11 protein-coding genes are annotated in these 13,086 nt (G+C 34.7%); 10 read left to right on the forward strand and 1 reads right to left on the reverse strand.

Annotated elements, in window-relative coordinates; genetic code table 11:
* Nucleotides 1-127: 127 nt before the first annotated feature.
* Nucleotides 128-1,117: an LCP family glycopolymer transferase gene (locus ABC371_RS08070; protein WP_412896326.1), complete on the reverse strand. Its 990-nt coding sequence runs from the start codon at nucleotides 1,115-1,117 to the stop codon at nucleotides 128-130.
* A gap of 293 nt (nucleotides 1,118-1,410) precedes the next feature.
* Here ABC371_RS08070 and ABC371_RS08075 point away from each other — a divergent pair, with 293 nt between their 5' ends.
* The 10 genes from ABC371_RS08075 to ABC371_RS08120 all read left to right on the forward strand — a co-directional run bounded on the left by ABC371_RS08075 (nucleotide 1,411) and on the right by ABC371_RS08120 (nucleotide 13,064).
* On the forward strand, nucleotides 1,411-2,196 hold the full coding sequence (locus tag ABC371_RS08075; protein ID WP_412896327.1) for a glycosyltransferase: 786 nt from the start codon (nucleotides 1,411-1,413) through the stop codon (nucleotides 2,194-2,196).
* A 59-nt stretch (nucleotides 2,197-2,255) separates the two neighbouring features.
* Complete coding sequence (locus tag ABC371_RS08080) at nucleotides 2,256-3,608, forward strand: O-antigen ligase family protein (protein ID WP_412896328.1); 1,353 nt, start codon at nucleotides 2,256-2,258, stop codon at nucleotides 3,606-3,608.
* Nucleotides 3,605-4,429, forward strand: a complete 825-nt coding sequence (locus ABC371_RS08085; protein WP_412896329.1) for a glycosyltransferase — start codon at nucleotides 3,605-3,607, stop codon at nucleotides 4,427-4,429. Before ABC371_RS08080 ends, ABC371_RS08085 begins: the two co-directional genes overlap by 4 nt.
* A gap of 14 nt (nucleotides 4,430-4,443) precedes the next feature.
* Complete coding sequence (locus tag ABC371_RS08090; RefSeq protein WP_412896330.1) at nucleotides 4,444-5,151, forward strand: glycosyltransferase; 708 nt, start codon at nucleotides 4,444-4,446, stop codon at nucleotides 5,149-5,151.
* Nucleotides 5,152-5,255: 104 nt separating this feature from the next.
* Nucleotides 5,256-6,125 carry a glucose-1-phosphate thymidylyltransferase RfbA gene (rfbA, locus tag ABC371_RS08095; RefSeq protein WP_412896331.1) on the forward strand — a complete coding sequence of 290 codons (870 nt, stop codon included), beginning with the start codon at nucleotides 5,256-5,258 and terminating at the stop codon, nucleotides 6,123-6,125.
* A 24-nt stretch (nucleotides 6,126-6,149) separates the two neighbouring features.
* Complete coding sequence (gene rfbC / locus ABC371_RS08100) at nucleotides 6,150-6,707, forward strand: dTDP-4-dehydrorhamnose 3,5-epimerase (protein ID WP_412896332.1); 558 nt, start codon at nucleotides 6,150-6,152, stop codon at nucleotides 6,705-6,707.
* Between the two features lie 12 nt (nucleotides 6,708-6,719).
* Nucleotides 6,720-7,742 (forward strand): dTDP-glucose 4,6-dehydratase, encoded by a 1,023-nt coding sequence (gene rfbB, locus ABC371_RS08105; RefSeq protein WP_412896333.1) that lies wholly within the window; start codon nucleotides 6,720-6,722, stop codon nucleotides 7,740-7,742.
* Nucleotides 7,742-8,587: a dTDP-4-dehydrorhamnose reductase gene (rfbD, locus tag ABC371_RS08110; RefSeq protein ID WP_412896334.1), complete on the forward strand. Its 846-nt coding sequence runs from the start codon at nucleotides 7,742-7,744 to the stop codon at nucleotides 8,585-8,587. The genes rfbB and rfbD overlap by 1 nt, the downstream gene beginning before the upstream one ends.
* 188 nt (nucleotides 8,588-8,775) lie before the next feature.
* The gene (locus ABC371_RS08115; protein ID WP_412896335.1) at nucleotides 8,776-11,673 is read left to right on the forward strand and encodes an Ig-like domain-containing protein; all 2,898 of its coding nucleotides are present in this window, start codon (nucleotides 8,776-8,778) and stop codon (nucleotides 11,671-11,673) included.
* Between the two features lie 323 nt (nucleotides 11,674-11,996).
* Nucleotides 11,997-13,064, forward strand: a complete 1,068-nt coding sequence (locus ABC371_RS08120) for a glycosyltransferase family 4 protein (RefSeq protein ID WP_412896336.1) — start codon at nucleotides 11,997-11,999, stop codon at nucleotides 13,062-13,064.
* Nucleotides 13,065-13,086: the final 22 nt, after the last annotated feature.

Below are 13,086 nucleotides of genomic sequence, written 5' to 3' on the forward strand. Positions count from 1 at the left end.
TTTCCTTAGGGTCTTTAGAATCGTTAAACTTGGATTTTTATTTATAGTGGAGTTGATTTCATACAAATTAAAGAAAAATTAATGAGGAAATAAAAAAAGACTCAAGAATGAGTCCTTGTGTGATGAATTATCTAAGAGAAGCTTTTGAAGGATCCACTTCATCATGTGGTAATTCTAAATGTGTTCTTAAATCATCGGATAGATTTTGTCTAGTCTCATCAGAAACTAAGAAATACCATCCACCGTCATTCAAGATTTCGCCTTCACCTTCAATCTCCATTTTATCTAATTGTTTAGCAGCATCCTTATATTTCAATTGAATATCAATCATATCATCCAATGTAAAGTTTGTTTTGATATTTTTTTCAAGTGCTTTTAGAATATCGCCATAATTAGCTAATGATGATAATGAAACTCCCTTATCAATTACTTTAGAAATTACCTCACGTTGTCTTTCTTGACGACCGAAATCTCCTCTAGGGTCTTCCTTCCTCATTCTTGCATATGCTAGGGCTTCTTCGCCATTTAAATGGTGTTGGCCTTCTTCTAAATAGACACCATCTAACTCAAAAGAACGCTCATTATATACATCAATTCCTCCGACAGCATCAACAATATCCTGAAACCCTTCCATGCTTACCTGTACATAGTAGTCAATGGGTACATTTAAGAAATGTTCGACTGTGTCAATTGACATTTCAATACCGCCATTATATGCGTGGTTGATTTTACTTATCCAGTTATTGTCAGGGTCATCATTATCAATGAGTTCTGCACGAGTATCACGTGGTATACTTAGAATTTTTGTTGACCCAAGTTTTGGATTGATGGTTAGAACGAGCATGGAGTCTGTTCGACCTCTATCGTCCTCTCTTTCGTCTACGCCTACCAATAAAATAGAAAGAGGATCTTGATTAGCAAATTGAGCTTGGACCTCACGTTTTTCTGAAACGACACGGTCTAATGGGTTATGCATTTTATCGACAGCATTTGCCACATCGTTATACACCATATAAGTATAGGTACCTGCTCCAATTATTAATAGTAAAAAAACGAATAAAAACAATCGAAGTTTTCTGCGTTTACGTTTCACTTTTCTTTTTACTCTAGTATTCATATTGTAAATCCCTTTCTATCTTAAAAAAGATTTATCTAGCCTACAGAAAATTATATCTTTGAATCGACAAAAATTGCAACCAATATCATTAAATCTATTTTTGTTAAATTGTGTAACCTTTCATAAATCATGGGATAAAGATAAAGAATATATTTAAATTGAATAATAATATGATTCTACAGTCTCTACAAAATTCAACAATTAGATGCTATAATAAACTTTTGTAATCAAACAAAAAACTTTCTTGGTTAAATGTATGTAATAAATCGCCAAGTATGAAAGAGTGTGAAACAATGACTTCTGCTAAGGTTGCTATAAGTATTGTTACTTACAACAGTAAACATATCTTTAAAGTTCTCGAAAATATTAAAGAAGAAATTGGTCATGATGATCGATTTCGTGTCGTTATTTTTGATAATAACTCAAATGAGGAATATAAAGAAAAACTAAAAGAATATACTAATTTTGCGGATATTACCTTTTTTAAAGAAAACAAAGGTTTTGGATTTGGTCATAACTATAATTTATTACAAGCGAATGAGCCCTATTTCCTTGTTTTTAATCCAGATATCATCTTGAAAAAGGATGATTTATTAAAAATGTTTGCAAAATTAGAAAACGACCCAACAATTTCATTGTTAGTTCCTAAAGTGCTGAACTCTGACGGTACTACTCAGCATTTAATTAGAAACCGTGTTAGTGTATTTGATTATGCGTTACGATTTATTCCTTTTGCGTTCGTTAAGAAGATGTTTGCAAAGCGTCTTTCTACATATGAATGTAGAGATCTCCCAGATGATCGAGATGTGGACATAAGGATAGGGTCTGGATGTTTTATGTTCCTAAGGGCAACTGATTATATAGAAATTAATGGCTTTGATGATCGTTATTTTATGTATTTTGAGGATTATGATTTATGTTTGGAACTAGGTAAGCGCCATAAGAGAGTCGTATATACTCCATTCTCAAAAGTGATTCATTTTTATGAAAGAGGATCTCATAAAAACTCAAAACTATTTAAGATATTTATGAACTCAATGGTCAAGTTTTTTAACAAATGGGGCTGGCGATTATATTAATCATCCCTAAACGCACCAAAATAATTTTTTTAAAAAAACATCGGGGGAGAATATAGTGTATGAATAAATTTGAGAAAATACTGCTTACTATTTTCTTTATTGAGTTATTTGTTGGAGGTGGCGGAAGACTAATTGATTTTGGAATCCTCTCCATTAGGCAAGTTTTATTCATTCTTGTTATTGGTGTGTTCTTTGTTCGGATTATCCGAGAAAATGCCTACCTAAACAAAGATATCAATACATTAGTCCGATTTAATCCAGTATCAATAGGTATTTATTTATTGCTAGCTTCATTTGTTGCAAGTGCTGGAATAGGTTACATAAATGGGCATTCGTTGTCATTAATAATTACGGATTTCTTTCGGGTAGTGTTTTTTGTCGTTTATTTTCCATTAGCTTATTACATTGCCGATACTAGGTTTTCTAAGCAGCGAATTGTTACGATATTAAAATACTCTGCTTTAGCTGTTGCGATCTTTACAATTGTTGTTTCCTTACTAGGGAAAACAATATTTAGCAGTAACTTCGCACCTTTTTATAACTTTATGAATTGGATTATGAACGATGATTTATTCTTTAGACCAAGTAATAGTGTGTTTTATAAGAGCCATTTATTTGTTGTCATTGCCTTAATTATTTCATTAAATGCCGTTCTTACAAAGAACTATTCTAAACTAGATATTGCAAATATTATCCTATGCTCAATATCTGCAATATGGTCTGAAACAAGAGGATTTTTGCTTGCGTTTATGATTAGTATTTTGATGATTATTATTTTAGATACAAAAGTAATTGTAGATCCAATTAAAGGGTTTGTATCTAAATGTCAAAAGCTATTTGAAGAAAAACAATTCTTAGCTAAGTTTGTTATCCTGATATTTGTACTTGTGGCGACTCCATTCCTTTATAATCATATGACTTTGGAAAGATTCCAACAAGACGTGGCGACTCCAGCAGAACAAGACGAAAACAATGTCGCGAACGAAGCTGAAAATGAAGTTAATGATATAAGCGTAAATAAAAGAATAGAGTTTATTTTGGATTCAAAAACAATCTTTACTGATAATCCTACAAACCTAGTTCTTGGTACTGGATATGGTAAGGAAATTGCAGGGAGAGTAACGGGGATTGAAATGAGTTTTCTTGATATATTGGTGGAACAAGGAATAATAGGGTTGTTGATCTGGTTTTTCCTATTTTTCCTCGTTTATTACAACTATTATTATATTTTTAAGCGAGGTTATCAATTAACACCGACAGATATATCACTGATGGCAAGTTTTATGGGCTTATTATTGTTAACCAATATTAATCCATTTATAAATAATCCAATCGGAATAAGCTTTTTTGTGGTTCTTTTAATCATTTCTCAAAATAAAAAAGAACAATACTTAAAAGAGGTATCGAAATGAATGTTTCGATTGTGATTGTGGTCTATAAACAGTTGATAGAAGAATGCAAAACATTTAAGACATTAATGAGTCACCGTGATAAATTGAAAAATGTGCAAATCACAATTTACGATAATAGCCCTGAAAAACAAGAGTTTAATGAGAAAGTGTATGAAGGGCTATCACTATCGTATATTCATGATTCGCGCAATCTGGGGATTTCAACAGCCTATAACTTTGCCTTTAATCGTGCAAAGGAAAGTGGTTGTGAATGGTTATTGTTATTTGACCATGACACAGAAATTACTGATGAATATATAGAAAAGGTTATGAACATCAATAAGGTAGAAGAAGATATTGTTGCAGTTGTGCCAAAAATATACTCAAAAAACAAGCTGATTTCACCCGTTTTTAGCGATTCAGTACGTCCTTTACAGGTGGAACAGCCAAAAGAGGGGGTTCAGAATAAGCCCGTTATGGCTATAAATTCTGGGGCATTATTAAGAATATCCTTCTTGACTGATATTGGTGGGTTCAATAAACAATTTCCATTGGATTATCTTGACCATTGGTTATTTTATATGGTTTATGCGAATGGATATAAGGTATTGCTGATTGATGAAAGTCTTGAACACGATTTATCTATTATGGATTATAGTAATATTTCTTTGGGAAGATATAGGAGCATTCTTGACTCAGAAATTCTTTTTTATAAAAACTATAAAACGGATTTGTTTCCGTCATATAAGAAACAACTTGTGAAACGATTGATAAAACAATTTCTAGTAGTAAGGAATAAGAAAATAGCCGCATATACACTAAGTCGACTCTTTTCGTTATAGAAGGTGCATGGAAAATGAAAATATCTGTTTGTCTAGCGACCTATAATGGTATACAGTTTGTCAAGAAACAATTAGATTCAGTGCTTATCCAGCTACGTGATGATGATCAGGTTATTGTTGTGGATGATCGATCAAATGATGGTACGGTTCAGTACCTAAAGGACACATATGGAGACCAAATAGAGGTCTATGTGAATGAGCAAAACTTGGGACCCATTAAGAGTTTTGAAAAAGCTATTTCACTAGCAGCAAGGGATATTATTTTTCTTTGTGATCAGGATGATATCTGGCTAGAGCATAAAGTGGAGAAAGTATTGGCCGAATTTAAAGATCCAAATGTGATGCTTGCTGTTCACGATTCTATTGTAGTTGATGGGGACGGTAACACAATTAATTCTTCTTGGAATGCTTATAATCAAAATAATGTAAGTCAAGGAATTATTGGAAATATTGTAAAGAACGCATTTACAGGCTGTATGATGGCGTTTCGTAAGGAAATAAAAAACAAGATTCTACCCTTTCCAGATTCAATTGAAATGCATGACCAATGGATTGTACTGGTTTGTAAGTTGAATAAAGGAAAAGTGGCTTATATCAAAGAGCCCCTCATGCAATATGTACGCCACGGGAAAAATGTTACCGGGATGAAAAGACGAAGTCCTATGGAACAGTTAAATGGGAGATTAGGGACAATTAAGGCTGTCTTAGGGTACCGTAAGTAAGTTAAAAATGTTATATTTGATTTACAAATTGAAGTTATCTTGTTTTAATAGAACATTATTCATTATAATTGATAGGAACTATTTTTATTTAAGGAGTGGTCGGAATGAAAGGCATAATATTAGCGGGTGGTAGTGGTACTAGACTATACCCATTGACTAAGGTGGTTTCGAAGCAGTTATTACCTGTCTACGATAAACCCATGATTTATTATCCTCTTTCTGTTTTAATGTTAGCAGGAATTAAGGATATTTTGATAATCTCTACTCCACAGGATATTGGTAGATTTGAACAAATTTTGGGAGATGGCTCAGACCTTGGTATTTCTTTTACATATGCAGTTCAACCAGAACCAGGTGGTCTTGCACAAGCTTTTATCATAGGTGAAGAGTTTATCGGTGATGATAGTGTAGCTTTAGTATTGGGAGATAATATTTTTTACGGCCACGGTTTAACTGAATTGTTGAGAAAAGCAGCAGCACGAGAGAAGGGTGCAACCGTATTCGGCTATTATGTGAATGATCCTGAACGCTTCGGTGTAGTTGAGTTCGATGAAGGTGGAAAAGCAGTTTCAATTGAAGAAAAGCCAGAAATACCTAAGTCAAATTTTGCTGTTACTGGATTATATTTCTTTGACAACCGTGTTGTTAATATCGCGAAAAGTATTTCACCATCCGCTCGTGGAGAGCTAGAGATCACCGATGTTAACCAGACTTACCTTGAAATGGGTGAACTTAACGTTGAGTTGTTAGGTCGCGGTTATGCATGGCTTGATACAGGTACACATGAATCACTTTTAGAGGCTTCTCAATTTATAGAAACAGTAGAAAAACGACAAACCTTAAAAATTGCATGTATTGAAGAGATTGCTTATCGCATGGGCTACATTACAAAGGAAAAATTAATCGAACTTGCTGAACCACTTAAGAAAAATCAATATGGTCAGTATTTAATAAAAATTGCCAAACAAAGCTAATAACCCCTTTTAGGAGGTATATACATGAATATAATTAAAACTAAGTTACCTGGAGTTTCTATCTTAGAGCCAAAGGTATTCGGTGATAACCGCGGCTATTTTATGGAAAGCTATAATAAAAGTGTTTACGAAAAACTAGGACTAACCTATGATTTTATCCAAGATAATCAATCTTTATCTGCTCCAGTTGGAACTTTACGTGGACTTCACTTTCAATTAAATCCAAAAGCCCAAACCAAAGTGGTTCGTTGTATTACAGGTGCCATCTATGATGTTGCAGTCGATATTCGTGAAGGTTCACCAACATACGGACAGTGGGTCGGTGTAATCTTAAGTGAACATAACAAACGTCAACTTGTTGTACCTAAAGGCTTTGCTCATGGTTTTTGTACAATTGTACCTGATACAACAGTTGCATATAAAGTGGATGAATACTATTCTCCAGAACATGATGGAGGAATCTTGTGGAATGATACAGATTTAGCGATTGATTGGCCAACAAACAATCCCATTCTTTCTGAAAAGGATACAAAGCATCCTACTTTAAAACAAGCAAAATTAAACTTTGTGTTTGAAAAATAGGAGGATTTACAAATGAAGATTTTAGTAACTGGTGGGGCAGGTTTTATCGGAAGTAACTTTGTCCGCTATATGGTCAATAAATATCCTAATTATCATGTTGTTAATTTAGATGTTCTAACGTATGCAGGTAATTTAGAAAACCTAAAAGATATTGAGGATAAACCAAATTATAGATTTGTAAAGGGTGATATCGCCGACCGAGATTTCATTAACAATCTTTTTGAAACTGAAAAATTTGATTATGTTTTGAACTTTGCTGCGGAGTCCCATGTGGACAGAAGTATTACAAACCCGGATATATTTATTAAAACAAATATTCAAGGTACACAAATCCTTCTCGATGCTGCTAAGAGCATTAATGTAAAAAAATACTTACAGGTTTCAACAGATGAGGTTTACGGGACATTAGGTGAAACAGGTTATTTTACAGAGGAAACACCTTTAGCGCCGAATAGCCCATATAGTGCAAGTAAAGCGGGAGCAGACATGCTTGTCCGTGCTTACCATGAGACGTTTGATTTACCTGTTAATATAACTCGTTGCTCAAACAATTATGGTCCATTCCACTTCCCAGAGAAGCTCATACCATTAATGATTATTAATGCTTTACACGATAAAGAGCTACCTATATATGGAGATGGAAAAAATGTGCGTGACTGGTTACATGTAGAAGACCATTGCCAGGCAATCGATCTAGTTCTTCACAACGGTAAAAATGGTGAAGTATATAATGTTGGGGGTAATAATGAACGTACAAATGTTGAAATCGTTAAAACGATTTTAAATCAATTAGATAAGCCAGAATCCCTTATTAAGTTCGTAAAGGATCGTCCAGGACATGATCGTCGTTATGCAATTGATGCTACAAAACTTCGTGATGAACTAGGCTGGAGGCCAAAATATACATTTGATACGGGAATTGAACAAACTATTGATTGGTATTTAAATAACCGTGAGTGGTGGGAAAATATTATCTCTGGTGAATATCAGGAGTATTTTAAATCACAGTACGGTGACCGATTAGAGGTAGAGTAATGAAGGTTTTAGTTACAGGGATTAACGGACAACTCGGATATGATGTTGTTAAAAAGCTAGAAGAAAAGGGACATGATGTTGTTCCTGCCGGTAGGGAGCAATTAGATATTTCTAATGAAGAAAATGTCGTGACTTTTATCAATGAAGTACAACCAGATGCTATCATTCATTGTGCAGCATTTACAAATGTAGATGGTGCAGAAACAGATAAAGACACTGCATACCGTGTAAACGGGCTAGGAACGAAATATCTAGCTCATACTGCGAAAAAGATCGGCGCCAAAATGGTTTTCGTAAGTACCAATTATGTATTTGAGGGCAATGGAACCGAGCCATACGAGGTTGATCATCCAACAAACCCAATAGGTGTTTACGGGGAAACAAAGCTTGCTGGTGAAAAGTTTTTAATTGAGAATCTAGCCGAATATTTTATTGTTCGTACTTCCTGGGTCTTTGGTATAAATGGCAATAATTTTGTGAAAACCATGCTTCGGTTAGGAAAAGAACGTGGTGAAGTAGGGGTTGTTTATGATCAAGTTGGTTCTCCTACCTATACGGTTGATTTAGCTAGTTTCCTCGTTGAACTAGCCGAATCTGAAGAATATGGCGTTTATCATGCTTCCAATTCAGGAATTTGCTCATGGTATGAATTTGCTGTTGAAATCTTCAAACAGGCTGGATTAGATGTTAAGGTTAATCCTTTAACAACTGAACAATTTCCAAGACCTGCGGCGAGACCGAAATATTCAGTCATGAGTACGAAGAAAATTGGGGAAAAAAGCTTTACACCGTTGCGTGATTGGAAAGAAGCGTTGGCAGCTTTTTTAAAAGAAATCAAAAATTAAAAAAACACTCCAAAAGCAAAGTGCTTTTGGAGTGTTTTTTTTTCGAAATATCATGATTTGGTCTATTTATATCAAAGATTAGTAGATTAGGAAAAATAATATAGTGAAATTTGTCGTAATTTAAATTGTCTAGGAAAATATAGTTTGTTATTATTAGTCTATGAGTATAGTAGAAATATTTTCGAGGGGTGAAAAAAATTAATAGAATTATTAAAAATCGAATATTATTAGTAGTAGCCTTATTTACTTTACTAATAGCCTTTAATAGTAGTAGAGTTTTAGCGAATGATGGAGATCTTGTTCCTAGAGGTTATATTGACTTGCCAATCAACAATTCTACTGTCGAAGGGGAAACACTTATAAAAGGTTGGTTTTTAGACCCAATAGGTATTCCCAAAATAGAAGTAATGGTAGATGGAAAAAGTATGGGGGAAGCTCAATATGGTGATGAACGCTTAGATGTGGGCAAAGCTTTCCCTGAATATCAGAATAATAATTCAGGATACAATTTCCTCTTGAACACAAAAAGTTTTAGTAATGGTAAACATACTTTAACAATTAGGAGAATTGGAGTTAATGGCGAACAAACTGAACTTAGCCAAGCAATATATGTTCAAAATCCTCAAACTCTACCAGCAAAACTATATATTGATGCACCATTAAATAACAGTACAGTCAAGGGTACTATTGGTGGTAGGGGCTGGTTCTTAAATCCGAGTGGAGTATCTAAAGTTGAAGTCTTGGTAGATGGTAAACTATTAGGACAGGCTGATTACGGCAGATTGCGATCAGATGTAGCCGAGGCCTTTCCGGTATATCAGAATTCAAATTCTGGCTACACCTATTTGTTAGACACAACGACTCTAGGTAACGGTAAACATACTCTAACGATTAGAGGTGTTGGAAAAAACGGAGAAAAAACGGAACATAGTCAGGTAATAAATGTCCAAAATTCTCAAACTCTACCAGCAAAACTTTATGTGGATGCACCACTAAATAACAGTACAGTCAAGGGTACTATTAATGGTAGAGGGTGGTTCTTAAATCCGAGTGGAGTATCTAAAGTTGAAGTCTTGGTAGATGGTAAACTATTAGGACAGGCTGATTACGGCGGATTGCGATCAGATGTAGCCGAGGCCTTTCCGGTATATCAGAATTCAAATTCTGGCTACACCTATTTGTTAGACACAACGACTCTAGGTAACGGTAAACATACTCTAACGATTAGAGGTGTTGGAAAAAACGGAGAAAAAACGGAACATAGTCAGGTAATAAATGTCCAAAATTCTCAAACTCTACCAGCAAAACTTTATGTGGATGCACCACTAAATAACAGTACAGTCAAGGGTACTATTAATGGTAGAGGGTGGTTCTTAAATCCGAGTGGAGTATCTAAAGTTGAAGTCTTGGTAGATGGTAAACTATTAGGACATGCTGATTACGGTGGTTTGCGCTCAGATGTAGCCAAGGCCTTTCCGGAATATCAGAATTCAAATTCCGGCTACACCTATTCGTTAGACACAACGACTCTGGGTAACGGTAATCATACTCTTACAATTAGAGGAATTGGAAAAAACGGAGAAAAAACGGAACTTAGTCAAGTAATAAATGTCCAAAATCCTCCACCAAAACTATATGTTGATGCACCATTAAATAACAATATAGTTAAGGGGAAAGTTGATGTCAGAGGCTGGTTCTTGAATATGGGTGGAGTATCTAAAGTCGAAGTCTTAGTAGATGGTAAACTAGTAGGACAGGCCAATTACGGCGAGTTACGAACAGATGTAGCCAAAGCCTATCCTGACTATCAGAATTCGAATTCCGGATATAGATTATCATTAGATACTACAAGACTAAAGAATGGCCATCAAACATTAACGGTTAGAGCAACTGGTAATGACGGAAAAAAAACAGAATTGAACCAGGTAATTCAGATAGAAAACCTGCGGACCATCGGCTATCTTGAAGGACCAATAAACGGTGCTACCGTTAATGGGAATCTTACTGTAAAGGGATGGTTCTTAGACATAAGTGGGGTTTCTAAGGTTGAAGTGTTAGTTGATGGAAACTATATGGGGTTGGCTTCATATGGAGGAGAACGTCTTGATGTAATAAAGGCATTCCCGGAATACGGAAATTCTAACTCTGGCTATACTTTTGAACTTGACACGAAGCAAATTCCTGACGGTCAACATATCATAATGGTAAAAGAGACAGGCAATAACGGTTCAACATCTTCAATTAGTCACACATTGAACGTGATGAATGGTAACCCTTATCTCTATCTTGACTTAAGGAAGCCTTCGAATATTACTGCAACCGATATTGTGAATTTCTTTAATCAAAAGAATAGGCCCAATAGTCCATTAAAAGCCAATGCGCAAAGTTTTATTGATGCTCAAAATAGATATGGTGTGAACGCCCAATATCTTGTAGCACATGCTATTTGGGAAACAGGTTGGGATGGATCTAATCTAAGAAATTATAAAAATAACTACTACGGTTATAGTGCTTATGATCCGTGTCCATTTACTTGCGGATTTTACTTCCCTTCAGGTTTAGACAGTATCAATTTTAATGCGTATACTGTAAGAACGGAATATTTAGATGAAACTGGAAAACACTATAATGGATCTCATTTGACCGGCATGAATGTAAAATATGCCACAGACCAAAATTGGAAAAACGGTATAGCAAATTTAATGCAGTCCATGAAGTCGTTTGATTTTGGTCACTATAATAGCGTAGGTATACTTCCTGCATCATCACAACCAGCACCTTCATTTGGAAGAGAGATTCCAGATGGACAGCCATATCCAACCGATATTATTATTACGTACACCACCGAAACATACGCTACTGTTAATACAAATGGATTAGCATTTAGGAGTATCCCTTATGTGGGCGGTGTTGATGCTGTTCTTTATGGCAGATTGAATTCGGGGACAGTGGTAAGGGTTTTAGGTTACAATGAAGATGTGAAGGTTGTAGATAATCCAGATGCTTATCCATACGACAAACGTTGGTACCGTATACTATATAACGGCCAAGAAGGTTGGGTGTATGGTGGGGGATTAACTTTTTAATGAAGGAAAATAGAGAATTATAGATTTTAAGGGAATGTCTTAGATTACTAGACATTCCCTTTTTATGTTCTTAATTTCTAGGGTAATATTTTTGTAACCTAATTGTGAAACTTTTTTTAGCTATTTAACGTCAAATAAATTGAATATATCCCGAACTAATGTATTAAGTAATATTAAGCTGCCAAAATAGGTAAATAATCTTGTTTACTTACAAATTACTTGTGCTATAATTTTTAAAGAGTCTATTTGAATGATGTCCAAGTATGATTGGATAATAAAAACTAAACGTCATAGTTCAGACGGGCCAACGTGGAGGTCAATTTATGTTGTATTTAACTTTGTTCATTGTTTTTGTTACAACGATTATACTTACTCCTGTTGTAAAAAAGCTTGCCTTTAAATTGGGTGCTACTGATAAACCGAATAAACGAAAAGTTCATCAAACAATCATGCCACGTCTCGGTGGTTTAGCAATATATTTAAGCTTTATTGTAGGTGTTTTAGTTCTTCAGCCATCTGATGAAGTACATATACCTATCTTGATCGGTAGTGTAATCATCATCCTAACCGGAATTTTCGATGATATTAAAGAGATTTCTCCAAAAGTAAAGTTATTTGGTCAAATTTTAGCTACATTAGTGGTTGTCGTATTTGGCGACCTACAGGTAACCTTTATCAATTTACCTTTTGGTGGACAGTTAAACTTTGGTATCTTAAGTATACCAATTACCATGATATGGATTATTGGTATTACAAATGCCATTAATTTAATAGATGGTTTAGATGGATTAGCTGGTGGGGTTTCCTCGATTGCATTATTCGCAATTGGCGGAATGGCCTTACTTATGGGGAACCAGACTTATGTCATGATAATGGCGCTTATTCTAGCTGTTTCAACTTTAGGATTTTTGGTTTTCAATTTCCACCCAGCGAAAATTTTTATGGGTGATACTGGAGCCCTATTCCTTGGTTATATGATTGCAGTTTTATCTCTTTTAGGTTTTAAAAATGTAACTTTTATTTCATTAATTATTCCTGTAATTATCCTTGGTGTGCCGATATCTGATACACTTTTTGCGATTGTTCGAAGAATCGTTAATAAACAGCCATTATCTGCACCAGATAAATCCCATTTACATCATTGCTTAATTAAGCTCGGATATTCACATCGAAAAAGTGTTTTACTAATTTATTTAATGAGTGCACTTTTCGGGATTGCAGCATTCTTATTTTCGCAAGCAACGATATGGGGATCTTTAATCATTCTCTTTACGTTAATTATTGCGATTGAATTAATCGTAGAGAAAGTTGGATTAGTACGTGAAGACTACAAACCACTTATTAATTTTATAAATGGCTTAAAGCCGTTAAATGTACGTAATAAAATGTAAGAAGCACTTCGCTTGAAGTGCT

This window comes from Bacillus jepli (assembly GCF_047238305.1).
GTDB lineage: Bacteria > Bacillota > Bacilli > Bacillales > Bacillaceae_L > Ferdinandcohnia.